At 66.2% G+C, this 15453-nt stretch carries 13 protein-coding genes; 11 read left to right on the forward strand and 2 right to left on the reverse strand.

The window, feature by feature from the left end:
* The first annotated feature begins 8 nt into the window (after positions 1 to 8).
* From AB3147_RS00155 to AB3147_RS00175, 5 genes are all read left to right on the forward strand, one after another.
* Positions 9 to 377: a (2Fe-2S)-binding protein gene (locus tag AB3147_RS00155; RefSeq protein ID WP_175124852.1), complete on the forward strand. Its 369-nt coding sequence runs from the start codon at positions 9 to 11 to the stop codon at positions 375 to 377.
* A complete protein-coding gene (locus AB3147_RS00160) occupies positions 374 to 1759 on the forward strand; it encodes an FAD/NAD(P)-dependent oxidoreductase (RefSeq protein WP_367351177.1) in 1386 nt (461 codons plus the stop codon). The genes AB3147_RS00155 and AB3147_RS00160 overlap by 4 nt, the downstream gene beginning before the upstream one ends.
* On the forward strand, positions 1756 to 2928 hold the full coding sequence (locus AB3147_RS00165; protein WP_367351178.1) for an NAD(P)/FAD-dependent oxidoreductase: 1173 nt from the start codon (positions 1756 to 1758) through the stop codon (positions 2926 to 2928). The genes AB3147_RS00160 and AB3147_RS00165 overlap by 4 nt, the downstream gene beginning before the upstream one ends.
* Positions 2925 to 3995 (forward strand): ABC transporter substrate-binding protein, encoded by a 1071-nt coding sequence (locus AB3147_RS00170; protein WP_175136967.1) that lies wholly within the window; start codon positions 2925 to 2927, stop codon positions 3993 to 3995. The genes AB3147_RS00165 and AB3147_RS00170 overlap by 4 nt, the downstream gene beginning before the upstream one ends.
* A gap of 174 nt (positions 3996 to 4169) precedes the next feature.
* Positions 4170 to 5105, forward strand: a complete 936-nt coding sequence (locus AB3147_RS00175; protein ID WP_367351179.1) for a 2-hydroxyacid dehydrogenase — start codon at positions 4170 to 4172, stop codon at positions 5103 to 5105.
* Between the two features lie 501 nt (positions 5106 to 5606).
* Here the strand turns inward: AB3147_RS00175 and AB3147_RS00180 are convergent.
* The gene (locus tag AB3147_RS00180; RefSeq protein WP_367351180.1) at positions 5607 to 6503 is read right to left on the reverse strand and encodes a LysR family transcriptional regulator; all 897 of its coding nucleotides are present in this window, start codon (positions 6501 to 6503) and stop codon (positions 5607 to 5609) included.
* Between the two features lie 159 nt (positions 6504 to 6662).
* On the opposite strand from AB3147_RS00180, the gene AB3147_RS00185 reads away from it, so the two are divergent.
* Genes AB3147_RS00185 through AB3147_RS00195 form a run of 3 tightly spaced genes read left to right on the forward strand, consistent with a single transcriptional unit; the run spans position 6663 to position 11441 of the window.
* Positions 6663 to 7643 carry a Bug family tripartite tricarboxylate transporter substrate binding protein gene (locus AB3147_RS00185; protein WP_367351181.1) on the forward strand — a complete coding sequence of 327 codons (981 nt, stop codon included), beginning with the start codon at positions 6663 to 6665 and terminating at the stop codon, positions 7641 to 7643.
* Positions 7644 to 7666: 23 nt separating this feature from the next.
* Positions 7667 to 9730: a hydantoinase/oxoprolinase family protein gene (locus AB3147_RS00190; protein ID WP_367351182.1), complete on the forward strand. Its 2064-nt coding sequence runs from the start codon at positions 7667 to 7669 to the stop codon at positions 9728 to 9730.
* Positions 9717 to 11441, forward strand: coding sequence for a hydantoinase B/oxoprolinase family protein (locus AB3147_RS00195; RefSeq protein ID WP_239216347.1), 1725 nt, complete (start codon positions 9717 to 9719; stop codon positions 11439 to 11441). The genes AB3147_RS00190 and AB3147_RS00195 overlap by 14 nt, the downstream gene beginning before the upstream one ends.
* Before the next feature lie 13 nt (positions 11442 to 11454).
* Here AB3147_RS00195 and AB3147_RS00200 read toward each other — a convergent pair whose 3' ends face one another.
* A complete protein-coding gene (locus AB3147_RS00200) occupies positions 11455 to 12258 on the reverse strand; it encodes a GntR family transcriptional regulator (RefSeq protein ID WP_367351183.1) in 804 nt (267 codons plus the stop codon).
* A gap of 185 nt (positions 12259 to 12443) precedes the next feature.
* Here AB3147_RS00200 and AB3147_RS00205 point away from each other — a divergent pair, with 185 nt between their 5' ends.
* The 3 genes from AB3147_RS00205 to AB3147_RS00215 are packed head-to-tail and all read left to right on the forward strand — an operon-like array spanning position 12444 to position 15453.
* A complete protein-coding gene (locus AB3147_RS00205; RefSeq protein ID WP_056565933.1) occupies positions 12444 to 13475 on the forward strand; it encodes an ABC transporter substrate-binding protein in 1032 nt (343 codons plus the stop codon).
* 47 nt (positions 13476 to 13522) lie between these two features.
* Positions 13523 to 14590 (forward strand): ABC transporter ATP-binding protein, encoded by a 1068-nt coding sequence (locus AB3147_RS00210; protein ID WP_191578371.1) that lies wholly within the window; start codon positions 13523 to 13525, stop codon positions 14588 to 14590.
* On the forward strand, positions 14587 to 15453 hold the full coding sequence (locus AB3147_RS00215; RefSeq protein ID WP_367351184.1) for an ABC transporter permease: 867 nt from the start codon (positions 14587 to 14589) through the stop codon (positions 15451 to 15453). The genes AB3147_RS00210 and AB3147_RS00215 overlap by 4 nt, the downstream gene beginning before the upstream one ends.

Genomic DNA, 15453 nt, shown 5'->3' on the forward strand with positions numbered 1-15453 from the left:
CGCGCGCCATGGCAATCCTGAAACGCCTGGCCGAAACCGGCCGGCCCGCGTTGACCTTCACCTTCGACGGACAGACGTGCACGGCACTGGCCGGCGACACTGTCTTGACCGCCGTGCTGACGCAGGCCGAACGCCTGCGCACCTCGGAATTCGGCGGTGGTCCGCGCGCCGGCTTCTGCATGATGGGCGCGTGCCAGGACTGCTGGGTGCAGCTTGAAAACGGCGAGCGTGTGCGCGCCTGTTCCACGTACATCGAGCCCGGCATGCGGCTTCAGAGCGCCGCGCTGGCGCCCGCTGCCGCGCCCGGCACGCTGGCCGCCGCCTCTGCCCCAGGGACGCTGACGGCCGCTGCCTGGCCCGAGGATGACGCGTCATGAGCATCGTCATGCCCGTGATCGTGGGCGCCGGCCCTGCCGGTATCCGCGCGGCCCAGACGCTGGCCGCGCAAGGTTTGCGGCCCGTGATCCTGGACGAAGGGCTGCGCCCCGGCGGCCAGATCTACCGCCAGCCGCCGCCCGGTTTCTCGCGTCCCAAATCCGCGCTGTATGGCTTTGAACATCGCAAGGCTGACGCCGTACACCGCACCATGCAGGAATTGCAGGGCAACGTCGAATACCGTCCCGGGTGCCTGGTCTGGAACGCCGAGGGCAAGACGCTGGACGTGCTGCGCGACGGCGTCAGCACGGCGGTGCCCTACACGCATCTGATTCTTGCGACCGGGGCGACCGACCGCGTGCTGCCGTTTCCCGGCTGGCTGACGCCCGGTGTCTACACGCTGGGCGGATCGCAGGTCGCGTTGAAGCACCAGGGCTGCGCCATCGGATCGCGCGTGGCGTTCCTTGGCACGGGCCCATTGCTGTATCTGGTGGCATACCAATACGCCAAGGCCGGCGCACAGGTTGCCGCCGTGCTGGACACGTCGCGATTTGCGGACCGCGTCGCGGCGCTACCCGGCATGTTGCGCGCGCCCGCGCTGCTGGCCAAGGGCCTCTATTACATGGCGTGGCTGCGCGCGCATGGCGTGCCGCTGCGCAGTGGCGTACGCCCCGTCGCCGTGCAGGGCGGCGATCGGGTCACGGGCCTGTCGTACACCCGGAACGGACGGACGCATACGCTGGACTGCGACGCTGTCGGCTTCGGCCTGTCGCTGCGTTCCGAAACCCAGCTCGCCAGCCTGGTCGGCTGCGACTTCGAATTCAACGAACGCGACCGCAACTGGATCCCACGGCGCGACGCCGCCGGACGCAGCAGCGTGGCGGGCGTTTACGTCGCGGGCGACGGCGCGGGCATTGCCGGGGCCGATGCAGCGGAACTCGCCGGCGAACGCGCCGCGCTGGCGCTGCTTGAAGACACAGGACATCCGCACGACGCACGCCGCGCGCGGATACTGGAATCGCAACTCGCGGCAAATAGCCGCGTGCGCGACGCGCTGGAACGCGCGTTTCCGTTTCCCGAGGACTGGGCCGCCAGCATCGCCGACGACACCGTCGTCTGCCGCTGCGAGGAAGTCACCGCCGGCACCATCCGCCAGGCCGCGCGCGACAACGGCGTGCAAGAGATGAATCGCCTGAAGGCGCTGACCCGCGTCGGCATGGGACGCTGCCAGGGCCGCATGTGCGGCGTGGCTGGCGCAGAGGTCCTGGCGCATGCCGTCGGCTGCGCGCCGCAGGCGGTCGGACGGCTACGCAACCAGCCGCCGGTCAAGCCCATTCCGGTCAGCGTCGTCTGCCTGGAACGTCCCGCGAAAAAGGCCGCATGATGGAACGCATCGACACCGAAGTTGCGATCATCGGCGGTGGCATCGTCGGCGGCAGCGCCGCGCTCTTCCTGCGCCGGCTAGGCGTGCCCGTCGTGCTGCTGGAAGCCGCGCTGTGCGGCGCCAAGGCCAGCGGCGTCAACTACGGCGGCGTGCGCCGGCAGGGACGCGGCATCGAACAGCTGCCGCTCGCGCGGCGCGCGCACGAACTGTGGGGCCAACTGCCCGCGCTGATCGGCATCGACGGCGAATACGTGCGTTCCGGCCACCTCAAGCTGGCCACCTCCGACGTCGATCTGGCGCTGCTCGAAGCCTACCGCGACAACACACGCGGCTTCGGCATGGACCTTGAAATCCTGGACCGCCGCGTGCTCGCCCAACGCTTCGGCTGGCTGGGCGAAAGCGTGATCGGCGGCTCGTTCTGCCCGCAGGACGGCCACGCCAACCCTCGGCTCGTGTCCCCCGCCTTCGGACGTGCCGCCGCCGCGCTGGGCGCCGACGTGCGCGAAGGCGTACGCGTCACCTCCGCCACGCACGACGGCACGCGCTTCATTGTGCGCGCCGGCGACACGCTTGAAGTGCGATCGCGCTACCTCTTGAACTGCGCGGGCGCGTGGGCCGGCCGCTTTGCCGAAGGCTTCGGCGAGCCGGTTCCCGAAACGTCCATCCACCCCTTGATGATGGTGACCGAGCCCCTGCCGCTGTTCATGAACGTCAGCCTCGGCATGCAGGGCGGCGGCATCTACGCACGGCAGGTCGCGCGCGGCAACTGCGTCATTGGCGGAGGTCGCGGCGTCTCCGCCGAACCCGACTACGCACGCCCCGGCCGCGCCAACCTCGGCGCGCTCATGGCAAACGCCGTCAAGCTCCTTCCCGTGCTGCGCGGCGCCCAGGTCATCCGCTTCTGGACCGGCGTCGAAGGCAACATGCCCGACCACAATCCGGTGCTCGGCCCCAGCGCCACCGTGCCCGGCCTCTTTCACGCCTTCGGCCTGTCCGGCGCGGGCTTTCAGATCGGCCCCGCCGTCGGCGAAATCCTGGCCGACCTGGTCGTGCACGGCCGCTCCTCCATCCCTATCGATGCCTTCCGCATTGAACGGTACGCGCCCGCCGCTCACGGCGCCGCGGCCCGGCCTGATCGTCTTCGTGAGCAAACGCTGGAGTCACCATGATGCACAAGAAACAGGGCGCGCAGCGCCTGACCAAGGGGAAACGGTTGCTGGGCGCGGCGATGCTGGCATTGCTGTCCGCCGGCGCCATCGCGCAGCAGAAAACGTTGTACGTCGGCATGAACGGCGGCGACATGGAACGCGCCTTCACCCAGCACGTCTTCCCCGATTTTGAGAAGGCCAACAACGTCAAGATCGTCGTCGTGCCCGGCACCTCGACCGACGTCCTCGCCAAGGCCCAGGCCTACAAAGACAAGCCCCAGATGCACGTCATGTTCCTGGACGACGGCATCATGGCCCGCGCCATTTCCATGGGCCTGTGCGAACAGCTCAACGACGACCCCGTCCTCAAAGAGCTGTATCCCACCGCCCTGATGAAAGACCGCATGGCCGCCGGCATCGACATCGGCATGACCGGCCTCGGCTACAACACCCGCCTCTTCCAGAAAAACGGCTGGACCCCGCCCACCTCGTGGCTCGACCTGGCCGACCCCAAGTACAAAGGCAAGGTCGTCTTCCAGTCCGCCTCCGGCAGCACCTTCGGCCTGCACGGCTTCCTGATGTTCAATCGCATCGAAGGCGGCAACGACCAGAACTACGAGCCCGGCTTCAAGAAGTGGCCCTCCACCATCGGCCCCAACGTCCTCGAGTACATCCCCAACTCCGCCAAGCTCGCCGAGATGATCCAGTCCGACGAGGCCGCCATCTTCCCCCTCACCCCCACCGCCATCGCCCGCTTGAAGAAGCGCGACATCCCGGTGGAATACGCCCAACCCAAGGAAGGCTCCGTCATCCTCATGGTCGGCGAATGCGTCATCGCCAAGAACAGCGAACCCGAACTCGCGCAAAAGCTCGCGCTGTACCTCTTGTCCGCCAAGGCCCAGGCCAAGGCCCTGGAAATGGGCGGCCACTTCCCGTCCAACAAAAACGTCCAGGCCCCCGCCGACAACGCCGAGTCCCTCAAGCGCTTCCAAGGCTACATGGCCAACGCTAAGATCCTGGACTGGGACCAGATCAACGCGGCCCGGCCCGCCTTCAACGCCCGCTGGAACCGCACGGTCGAACGTTGACGACAACGCGCGGCGCGCCCTGTGGACAACCCGCAGGCGCGCCGCGCCGGGCAAGACGCCGGAAGTATCGGGATGAAACCCGGGGGCTGAAGCCCGGGCCTAAACCCCGCGCTTGAAACACGCACCTGAAACATGCGCCTGGCCGACACGCCCTCATCACCAGCAAGGACAACGATGCGCCTCATCATCAATTCCGGCGGCCCCCAGGCAATAGAAGAGTGGCGCACACAATTCCGCACCTTCGCGCCAGACCTGGACGTCGTCGGCTGGCATGAAGACCCCGATCCCGCCACCATCGACTACGCCCTCGTCTGGGCTCCCGACGCCGGCCGCCTCGCCACCTTCCCCAACCTCAAACTCATCATCAGCGCCGGCGCAGGCGTTGACCACATCCTCGCCGACCCCGCCCTGCCGCGCCACCTGCCCATCGCCCGCATGGTCACCACGCGCACGCAGACCGAGATGGCCGAGTACGTGCTCACCAGCGCCCTGATGATCACGCGCAACGTCAAACGCATCACCGACAACCAATCCCGCCGACACTGGGAAATCTTCGACTCCCTGCGCGTCGCCGCCGACGTGCGCGTCGGCATCATGGGTCTGGGCCACCTGGGCGTCGCTTCAGCCCAACTCCTGTCCCGCGCAGGCTTTCCCGTCAGCGGCTGGTCCCGCGGCGCGACCATACTGCCCGGCCTGCCGTCCTACGCAGGGCAGCAACAGTTCACACAATTCCTGGCAAACACTGACCTCCTGGTCTGCCTGCTCCCCGCCACCGACGCCACTCGTGGCATCCTCAACCGCGACACGCTGTCGCAACTACCCAAAGGCGCCAGCCTCATCAACGCCGGCCGCGGCACCCACATGGTCACGCAGGACATTCTGGATGCGCTGGACAGCGGGCATCTGGACCAGGCAATCCTGGACGTCTTCGAACAGGAACCCCTGCCAGAAGACTCCCCACTGTGGACTCACCCAAGAATCACGATCACTCCCCACTGCGCAGCGATCCCCGACCGCAAGGAGCGCGCCCGTCACACCGCCTTGTTGATCGCGGCAAATGAGCGGGGCGAAGCGCTTCCCAACATCTACGACCCTCAGCGCGGCTACTGACATTCAACCGCTGTGGCGCGCGCGACGCCCAAGATCGCCAACGCGCGGCGCGTTCACACGCATCGTCAGAAAAAGCGGCAAGACGTCTCGCCCCCCAGCGAAGCGCGCAGCGCCAAACGCATGACGCAAGACACTGCGTAAGCTCCACCAGGCCGCCCGCGCGGCCGCCGTGGAGCGGGCCCCGCAAGATCTTCCTCTCACACACCGCTGCCTGCCAGAACGCCAAGCACACACCCCGTCCCAGCACTGCGCGCACCCGAACCACTAGAGCACGGTGCGGCGGCGGCCTTGGGGCGCGGGGCGTGTAGATGCGCCCGAGGGAATCGGAAGGCAGTCGCCGAAGGCGACAACGACGATGACGAAGGGGAAGTCCGGAGCGAAGGCTCCGGACCGCAATCGTAGCCCCGCGCCCCAAGGCCGCCGCCGCGCCGTGCGCCTTAAGGACCCAACCAAGCAGCCCCAACCAAGCAGCCCCAACCAAGCAGCCCCCCAAAGAACCCCCTACCCCACCACCCCCGCCAAATACTGCCTCAACCAAGCATGCGCAGGATCATCCTGATACCTCTCATGCCAATACAACGACACAGCAATCGGCGGCAACGTCAACGGCACCTTCTGCGACACAATCCGCGCACTCCCCGCCATCGCCTTCGCAACGCTCACCGGCATCGTCGCAATCAAATCCGACGCCTCAACGATGAACGGACAAACCAGATAACTGGACAACGTAGCCACAATCTTGCGGCTCCGATTCTGCCCCATCAAAATGCGATCAATCGCCGTACTGAAATACCGCGTATGCGCCGCCAGATCCAGATGCCCATAACTCAGATAAGCATCCAGATTCCACCGCTTGCGTAAACAGGGGTGCCCCTCGCGCACGATGCAAACCGCCGGCTCCTGATATAGAAACCGCGTCCGAAGATCCGGCGCAGGATCAGGGAAATACCCCGCGATCAGCTCCACATGATTCGTATCCAGCATGCTCAGCCCATGCTGCGGCCGCGCAGGCACGATCTGCAACTGGAAGTGCGGCGCATCCACCGCCAGCCGTGGAATCAGCTTCGGCAGCAACGTGTACTGCACATAGTCCGTCGCATACAGCGACAACGTGCGCGACGAATGCGCCGGATCGAACGCCTCCCGCGTGCGCGTCGCCCGATGCCAGCCCTCCAGCAGCGGCTTGAAATTCTGGTGCAGCTCCAGCGCCCGCAACGTCGGCTGCCACGCCCCGCCCTCGCGCACCAGCAGCGGATCGCCGAACAACTGACGAAGCCGGTTCATCGCCGCGCTCATCGCCGGCTGGCTGATGTTCATCGCCTCCGCCGCGCGCGACACATTGCGGCACGCCATCAGCGCATCGAAATGCACAAGCAGATTCAGGTCCGGGTTCTTCATCGCCGCGCGTCCATAAATGGCATCTATACAAATATAAACCTGTAGGACTGCTGTCATTTCCACGCCAGGCCTAGCATGACCTCGTTGTTGCAGCGAACCAAGGTCGGACACGCATGATCCGGCCATCACGAAGTTCTATCAACAAGGGGAAACCAAGCCATGAAAACAGGGCTACTGCGCAGTTGCTGTCGCATTGCCGCCGGTATCGCGCTCTTTGCGGCCGCCGGGTCCGCCAGCGCCGCCTGGCCGGACAAGGTCATCCGCATCGTCGTGCCGTTCGCGGCCGGCGGATCCACCGATCTGGTCGCGCGCAAGATCGCCGAAGGCCTCGGCCAGCGCCTGAACGCCAACGTCATTGTTGAAAACCGCCCCGGCGCCGGCGGCACCGTCGGCACCGAATTCGTCGCGCGCCAACCCGCCGACGGCTACACCATCCTCATGGGATCGGTCAGCACGCACGGCAGCGCGCCCTGCGTCTATTCCAAGCTGCCCTACGACGCCATCAAAGACTTCACCCCCCTGACGGTCGTCGCCACCATCCCCAACGTCATGTCGGTCAATCAGTCGGTGCCCGCCGCCAACCTGCAGGAGTTCGTCGCCCTCCTGAAGAAAGAGCCCGAAAAGTATTCCTTCGCCTCCAACGGCCAAGGCACCTCCAACCACCTGGCCGCCGAACTCTTCAAGTCCACCGCCGGCGTATCGATGGTGCACGTGCCCTACCGCGGCTCCGGTCCTGCGCTCATCGATCTGGTCGGCGGGCAGGTCAACATGATGATGGACGTCGTCATGACCTCATACCCCTACATCAAGGACGGCAAGATCAAGGCCCTGGCCGTCACATCGCCGCAGCGCTCGCCCATGTTGCCCGACGTGCCCACCGTCGCCGAATCCGGCTACCCCGGCTACGAGGCCATGGTGTGGTTCGGCATGCTGGCGCCCGCCAACATGCCCGAACCGCTGCGCACCAAGCTCACCGACGGCCTTGTGCAGACCCTGCACGCGCCCGCAATGAAGACCTATCTCGAGCAACAGGGCGCGCAGGTGTCGGACGTCGCAGGACCGGCGTTCGGCGCAATGATCAAGGACGAAATCAACAAGTGGTGCCAGGTCGTGAAGAAGGCCGGCATTCGTCTGGACTGACCTTCTTTACTGGAACAATCGATATGTATCGCATAGGGATAGACGTCGGAGGCACGTTTACCGATTTCACGATGATCGACGAGGACGCCGGCGTGGTGCACTTTCACAAAGTGCCTTCCACGCCGCACGATCCCTCCGAGGCCATCGCCACGGGCATCGGCCAGATGCTCGCGGATCACGGGGTCGCGCCATCACAGGTCTCGCACGTCGGCCACGGCACCACGGTGGCCACCAACCTCATCATCGAGCGCAAGGGCGCGCGCGTCGGGCTCATCACCACGCGCGGCTTTCGCGATGTGCTGGAGATCGGCCGCCAGACGCGTCCGCACCTGTACGACTACAGCGTCGGCAAACCGCCCGTGGCGGTGCCGCGTGAGTTCCGCGCCGAAGTCGACGAGCGCGTGAACGCCGCGGGCGACGTGCTGACGGCGCTGGATGAAGCGCAGGTGCGCGATGCCGCGCGCCGTTTTACCAAGGCCGGCATCGAGGCCGTCACGATCTGCTTCCTGCACGCCTACCGCAACCCCGCGCATGAGCGCCGCGCGGCGCAGATTGTCGCGGAGGAGATGCCCGACGCCTACATCAGCCAGTCGTCTGACGTGCTGCCCGAGTTCCGCGAATACGAGCGCCTGTCCACCACCGTGCTCAACGCCGCGGTCGGGCCCAAGATGGCGCGCTATCTGGAACGCTTCCTGAACCGCGTGCGGGAACTGGACATCGGCCATGAGCCGCACACCATCCATTCCAACGGCGGCCTGATGTCGATCGCCACCGTGCGCCAATATCCGGTCCGCACCTGCCTGTCGGGTCCGGCGGCGGGCGTCGTCGGCGCAGCCGCCGTGGGACGCGCCATCGGCAGCCTGAACCTGGTGACGTTCGACGTGGGCGGCACCAGCACGGACGTCTCGCTGGTATGCGAGGGCCGTCCGCTCTTCACGTCGCACCGCCACGTCGCCGGGTATCCGGTCAAGACACCCATGGTCGACATCCACGTCATCGGCGCGGGTGGCGGCAGCATCGCCTGGCTGGACGACGCTGGCGCGCTGAAGGTCGGGCCGCATAGCGCGGGCGCGGTACCCGGTCCCGTGGGCTACGGCCGCGGCGGCCAGGAGCCGACCATCACGGACGCAGAAATCGCGCTGCAACGGCTCAATCCCGTGGCCTTGCTCAACGGCCGCATGCCGGTGTACGCAGATGCCGCGCGCGAGGTCATCCGCAGCCGCGTCGCCGAACCGCTGGGGCTGGACATGGAGGCGGCAGCCGAAGGCATCCTGCGCATTGCGGCGGCCAACATGAGCCGTGCGATCCGTGCGGTGTCCACCGAACGCGGCTACGACCTCTCGCGCTTCGCGTTGTATGCGTACGGCGGCGCCGGTCCGCTGCATGCGGTGGAAGTGGCCGAGGAATGCGGCATCCCCGTCGTCATCGTGCCGCAGGAGCCGGGCACGATGTGCGCGCGCGGCATCCTGCTCACCGATATCTCTTTCGACTTCGTGCAAAGCGAGATCTCGCTGGCCGATGCGGACAGCTGGCCCGCGATCTCCACGATCTTCGACGGTCTGCGCACGCAGGCCCAGGACTGGCTGGCATCCGAACGCGTCGATCCGTCGCTGCGCCTGTGCCACAGCGCCATCGACGCGCGTTACGAGGGCCAGAACTTTGAAGTGCAGGTCAGCCTGGACGACACCGGCACGGGCGGCTACGCGGAATTCGCGCGCCGCTTCGCCGAGGCGCATGAGCGGGAATACGGCTACACCGTCGACGACCGCAAGGTGCAGATCATCAACTGCCGCATGCAGGCCGTGGGACAGGTGGTGAAGGCGCCGCTTGCGCCAAGACACGTGGGCGGCACGTTGCAGGACGCGGCGCGGGGCCAGCGCAAGGCGTACTTCGGCCCGGCGCATGGCTGGCGTGAAACGCCCGTCTATGACCGTGACCGCGTGCCGACCGGCGCGCGCTTCACGGGACCCGCGCTGCTCGAGGAAATGAGCTCGACCACGGTGGTGGGCGTGGGCCACAAGGCCAGCGTCGATGAGTACGGCAACCTGATCATCCGCCTGCAAGGAGGCTCGCATGACCAAGCCTGATTCCGTTCAATCCCGCGCCGCGGACGCCACGCCCACGCTGGCGGATCCCATCGGCATGGAGGTCTTCTGCAACCGCCTCCTGTCCATCACCGAGGACATGAACAACACGCTGGTGCGCGCATCGTTCTCGACCAACATCAAAGAGCGTAAGGACTGCTCGGTGGCGCTGTTCGACGCTGCCGGACGGCTGGTAGCGCAGGGCACGCAGATTCCGCTGCACCTGGGCTCGCTGGACGGCGCCATGCGCGCCATTCTGCGCACGTTCCCGGCTGACCAGATCCGCGACGGCGATGTGTATATCTGCAATGACCCGTACCTGGCGGACGGCAGCCACCTGCCCGACATCAACATCATCACGCCGGTGTTCTGGGACGGCGTGCTGCGCTTCTTCGCTGCCAACATCGCGCACCATTCCGACGTGGGCGGTGCGGTGCCCGGTTCGATCGCCGGGGGCCTGAAATCGATCTTCGAGGAAGGCATCCGCATCCCCGCCTGCCGCATCGCCCGCGCGGGCGAAACCGACGAAGACCTGCTGCGCCTCATCTGCGCCAATACGCGAGACCCGGAAGAGCGCGTGCTCGACCTGCGCGTGCAGATGGCCACCAACCGCCGAGGCGCGGCCGCCGTGCAGGGCTTGATCCGCCAGATGGGACTGGAGGCGGTGCTGCGGTCGGTGGACGACGTGATCGCCTACACGCGCAAACGCCTCTTGAACCGCATCGCGGAATTGCGCGCCGGCAGCTATACGTTCCGCAGCGATCTGGACGACGACGGCATGGGCGGTGACCCGGTCCCCATCCAGGTGACGCTGACCGTCAGCGCGGACAACCTGCACTTCGACTTCGAAGGGTCGGGCAAACAGGCGCGCGGCGCCATGAACCTGCCCTTCAACGCGTTGCGCGCCTGCGTGTACTACGCGGTCAAAGCGCTGCTGGATCCGGACCTGGCGCCCAACGCAGGGTTGTTCGATCCCATCACGTTGTCGGCGCCGGTGGGCACCATCACCAATCCCGAACACCCGGCCGCGGTGGGTGCGCGGTCCATCACCGCGCAGAAGGTGGCCGGCGCCATCTTCGGCGCGTTCCGCGGCCTGCTGCCGCCCGAAAAGACCATGGCGTCCAGTAACGACTGCTGCCCCGCCATCGTGTTCTCGGGCCGCTGGCGCGAACGCGCGGGCCATTTCGTGTATCTGGAAACGCTGGGCGGCGGCGCGGGCGCGCGCTTCGATGCGGACGGCATGGACGCGGTGCACGTGCACATGACCAACACGTCGAATCTACCCGTGGAAGCCTTGGAGAACGAGTATCCGCTGCTGATGGACGAGTACGCGATGATCCAGGACTCGGGCGGTGCGGGCCGCACGCGCGGCGGCATGGCCATCGCCAAGCAGATCCGCGCCGTGGGACCGGGCATCGTGTTCTCGGCCCGCTCGGACAGCCACACCGTGGGCGTGGCGGCGGGCGTGGACGGCGGACGCGACGGACGACGCGCGCGGCTGATCCGCAATTTCGGCACGCCGCAACAAGAGGAGCTGTTCTCCAAGACCGCGAACATTGCGCTCGAAGCCGGTGAGAGCGTGCGCATCGAAACGCCTGGCGGCGGTGGCTATGGCGCGCCTTCGGCGCGGCCGCGGGCGCGCGTGGCGCAGGATCTGGCGGACGGCAAGATCAGCGCCGACGCGGCGCGCGCGGACTATGGCTTGTCCGCGTGAGCCGCGCTGCGCATCAACTGACGTTGAGCGTCATCGAGTACTTCATCTTGTCGTGCGGAAACGTGGTGATGGTGGCAAGCAGCAGCACGCCGCCATCGCCGTAGTAGCGGCGCGTGATGACGAAGCCCGGCGTGCCGGTGTCGACCTGGAGCTGCTTTGCGATCGCCGCGCCGATGGGCGTGGCGGAGAACTCCTGGTTGACCTCGGTGATGCGATCGCCAAAGTGATCCTCGATCAGGCGCAACAGCGAGATCCGCGACTTCACGTCCACCCGCACGTCGGAATGCACCGGGTCCGCGTAAATGAGCGTGCAGGCGGCGGCGACGTCGGGATCGTCCAGAGTCTTGATGGAGTTGATGTGCAGCCACTGCTGGCCGGCCTCGCAGCCCAGCGTTTCAGCCAGGCGTTTGGTGAGCTTGACGGTGCGCACGTCCTGCACCAGCAGCGCCGCATTGCGGGCGTACTGCAGCAGGTCGGGGAACTGCGAGATGCGCTGCGTGAAGCGCGTGGTGGCGCGCGCCGTTTCCACGCGCGTGCCCACGCCCGGACGGCGCGACACCACGCCGGCAACGGTCAGCATGCGGATGGCTTCGCGGATCGTGTGACGGCTGGCGCCGAACTGTTCGCACAGCTCGTGTTCCGTCGGCAGCAGCGTCATCACGGGGTAGCGCCCCGAGCTGATGTCCTGCGACAGCGATTGATAAATGCTCTTGTAGCGCGGTCCGCCCGCCACGTCGGCCGGGAGCGCCGCGCCAGGCCGGCCGCGCGCTTCCCGCTCCCCGCCGGAACTGGCAGCGCGCTCGGAAGATCGGGTCATGAGGGAAGCCTCCTTGATTGGTTTTATAGGGTTTGTCCGGACAATAACCGATTGACAAGGCAGTCTTGCCGGATCCATTATTTGTCCGGACATTCATGTACGGACAAATTGTACGGCGGACATGAAGTCGCCGGGCAACAAATCAGTCGGTTCTTGCAGTTCTCTTCCAAAATTCGGGGGTTCTCATGAGCAAGGTACTTGCAGTGCTCGCGGCCGCGGCGGTAGCAGCCGGGCTGGGCGCAAACGCACAGGCGCAGCAGAAACTGGTGGTCGCCGGCTACGGCGGCTCGTTCGAAGACATCATGCGCAAGGACATCTTTCCGCCCTTCGCCAAACAGCACGGTGTCGAGCTGGATTACGTTGCCGGCAACTCCACCAACACCGTTGCGCGCCTGCAGGCGCAAAAGAGCAACCAGCAGATCGACGTCGCCATCATCGACGACGGTCCCATGTACCAGGCCATTGCGCTGGGCTTTTGCGAACCCATCAAGAACCTGCCCGCCGACGACATCTACACCACGGCGCGCTACAAGGACGATAAGGCGGTTGCCATCGGCATCGTGGCCACCGGCATCATGTACAACAAGAAGGTCTTCGACGAGAAGAAATGGGCGCCGCCCACGTCGTGGAAGGACCTGAAGGATCCCAAGTACAAGAAGCAACTCGTCATCCCGCCGCTCAACAACACCTACGGCCTGCACACGCTGGTGGAGTATGCGCGCGAAGGCGGCGGCGGCGAAAAGAAGATCGACCCAGGTTTCACCACGTTCAAGAACGAAGTCGGTCCCAACGTGCTGGTCTATGAGCCCTCGCCCGGCAAGATGACCGAACTCTTCTCCAGCGGCCAGGCCACCATCGCGGTCTGGGGCAGCGGCCGCGTCAAGGCGTTTGCCGACACCGGCTTCCCCGTCGGCTTCGTCTACCCGCAGGAAGGCGCTTACGCACTGCTCTCGTCCGTGTGTCCGATCGCCAAGTCCAACGCCAATCCGAAGGCGCAGGCGTTCGTGGAATACCTGGTGTCGCCTGAGGTTCAGGAGAAGCTCGCCTCGGCTTACGGCTACGGCCCGGTCAACAAGAAAGCCAAGGTGGCTGACGATCCTCGCGTGCCCCTGCCCATCGGCAAGCGCGCCGCCGACCTCATCGTGATCGACTGGGACACCGTCAACCAGAACCGGGACGACTGGAACAAGCGCTGGACGCGGGAAATCGAGCGCTGACTGCGTGTGCTTAAGGGCGGCGCTGGCGCCGCCCACCGGGAGCTTTCATGACCTATCTCGTGCTGGACCGCCTGAGCAAACGCTACGGCGACACCACTGCCGTTGAAAACCTGAGCCTGTCCGTGAAGCAAGGCGAGTTCATCTCGTTGCTGGGGCCTTCCGGCTGCGGCAAGACCACCACGCTGCAGATGATCGCGGGCTTTGTCGAGCCGTCCGGCGGCAGCATCGTGCTGAACGGCAAGGACGTCAGCAAGGTGCCTGCCAACAAGCGCGGGCTGGGCATGGTGTTCCAGAACTACGCGCTCTTTCCGCACATGACCGCGGCCGAGAACGTGTCGTTCGGCCTGGAGATGCAACGGGTCAAGAAGGACGAGCGGCTGGCTCGCGTGGCGGATGCCCTCAAGCTCGTGGGCCTGTCGCATCTGGCCGACCGGCATCCGGCGCAGATGTCGGGCGGTCAGCAGCAGCGCGTCGCGCTGGCGCGCGCGCTGGTCATCCGTCCCAGCGTGCTGCTGCTGGACGAACCGCTCTCCAACCTGGACGCCAAGCTGCGCGAAGAAATGCAGCTTGAACTGCGCAGCATCCAGCGCACCGTCGGCACGACCACCATCCTCGTTACGCACGACCAGTCCGAGGCGCTGGCGCTGTCCGATCGCATCGTCGTGATGAACCAGGGCCGCGTCGAACAGGTGGCCGAACCGTTCGCCGCGTACGAAGGCCCCGCCAGCCATTTCGTCGGCGGCTTTCTGGGCAAGGCCAACGTCTTCACCCCGCAGGCCGAGCAGTACGAAGGCGAGATGCGCGCCCGCATCGGCGAGGCGCATATCGGTCTGGAAGGCGCGCCCGTGCCGCAAGGCGCCGTGATCGTGCGCCCCGAAAAGATCCTGTTTTCCGAACCCGCGGCCTGTGCATTGCCCGGCCGCATGAAGACGCGCGTGTTCCAGGGCAATCACTGGCTGTGCCAGGTGGAAACGTCGGTCGGCGAAGTCATGGTGATCCGTCAGAACGACGGGGTGCCGGTGCCGGCCGAAGGCGAGCCCGTGCATCTGCGCTGGCGCGCGCAGGACATGTGCACCGTCGATCCGGCCGCTGCGCCGCAAGGTAAAGCGTCATGACCGCGCGCACCAATCCGTGGGTGCTCAGCGCGCCGGCGCTGGTGGTGTACGCCACGTTCCTCGTGGTGCCGATGGCGCTGGTGTTCCTGATCAGCTTCTTCGACTTCCAGTTTTATGGCGGTATGCAGGCCACCTTTACCTGGAAGAACTACATCGAGATCTTCTCGGACGGCTACTACTACGAGATCTACGCGCGCACGTTCGGCGTCGCCGCCGCCGTGACGGTCGCGTGTCTGTTGCTGGGCACGGCCGAAGCCTACGTGCTGTCGCGCATGGCCAATCCGTGGAAGGGCCTGTTCTTGATGGTGGTGCTAGGGCCGCTGCTGATCTCGGTGGTGGTCCGCACGCTGGGCTGGGCGCTGCTGTTCGGCTCGACGGGTCTGATCAACAAGGCGTTGATGGGCATCGGGCTGATCTCAACGCCCATCGACCTCATGTACAGCAATCTGGGCGTGGGCATTGCGCTGACGCACGTGCTGGTGCCGTTCATGGTGATCGCGGTGTGGGCATCGCTGCAGCGGATCAATCCGGCCACCGAGGCCGCCGCGCTGTCGCTGGGCGCCAGCCAATTCACCGTGATCCGGCGCGTGATCGTGCCGCAGGTGATGCCCGGCATTCTGTCCGGCGCGATCATGGTGTTCGCGATGGCAGCCAGCTCCTTTGCCACGCCGGCCATCATCGGCGGACGCCGCCTGAAGAACGTGGCCACCGCTGCGTACGACGAATTCTTGAACACGCTGAATTGGCCGCTGGGCGCGGCGCTGGCCGTGGTGCTGCTGGTGGCGACCGTGGTGGTGCTGCTGTCCGCCAACCGCATCATCGAGCGCCGCTATGGCGCAGTGTTCAACCAGGCCGGAGGCTGA

The sequence above is a fragment of the Achromobacter animicus genome (assembly GCF_040775605.1).
GTDB classification, from domain to species: domain Bacteria; phylum Pseudomonadota; class Gammaproteobacteria; order Burkholderiales; family Burkholderiaceae_B; genus Achromobacter; species Achromobacter animicus.

Coding starts and splice junctions, on each gene's coding strand:
- AB3147_RS00205 (WP_056565933.1), top strand. CDS start 12,444: ATGAGCAAGGTACTTGCAGTGCTCGCGGCCGCGGCGGTAGCAGCCGGG.
- AB3147_RS00190 (WP_367351182.1), top strand. CDS start 7,667: ATGTATCGCATAGGGATAGACGTCGGAGGCACGTTTACCGATTTCACG.
- AB3147_RS00180 (WP_367351180.1), bottom strand. CDS start 6,503: ATGAAGAACCCGGACCTGAATCTGCTTGTGCATTTCGATGCGCTGATG.
- AB3147_RS00170 (WP_175136967.1), top strand. CDS start 2,925: ATGATGCACAAGAAACAGGGCGCGCAGCGCCTGACCAAGGGGAAACGG.
- AB3147_RS00175 (WP_367351179.1), top strand. CDS start 4,170: ATGCGCCTCATCATCAATTCCGGCGGCCCCCAGGCAATAGAAGAGTGG.
- AB3147_RS00200 (WP_367351183.1), bottom strand. CDS start 12,258: ATGACCCGATCTTCCGAGCGCGCTGCCAGTTCCGGCGGGGAGCGGGAA.
- AB3147_RS00165 (WP_367351178.1), top strand. CDS start 1,756: ATGATGGAACGCATCGACACCGAAGTTGCGATCATCGGCGGTGGCATC.
- AB3147_RS00160 (WP_367351177.1), top strand. CDS start 374: ATGAGCATCGTCATGCCCGTGATCGTGGGCGCCGGCCCTGCCGGTATC.
- AB3147_RS00215 (WP_367351184.1), top strand. CDS start 14,587: ATGACCGCGCGCACCAATCCGTGGGTGCTCAGCGCGCCGGCGCTGGTG.
- AB3147_RS00210 (WP_191578371.1), top strand. CDS start 13,523: ATGACCTATCTCGTGCTGGACCGCCTGAGCAAACGCTACGGCGACACC.
- AB3147_RS00155 (WP_175124852.1), top strand. CDS start 9: ATGGCAATCCTGAAACGCCTGGCCGAAACCGGCCGGCCCGCGTTGACC.
- AB3147_RS00195 (WP_239216347.1), top strand. CDS start 9,717: ATGACCAAGCCTGATTCCGTTCAATCCCGCGCCGCGGACGCCACGCCC.
- AB3147_RS00185 (WP_367351181.1), top strand. CDS start 6,663: ATGAAAACAGGGCTACTGCGCAGTTGCTGTCGCATTGCCGCCGGTATC.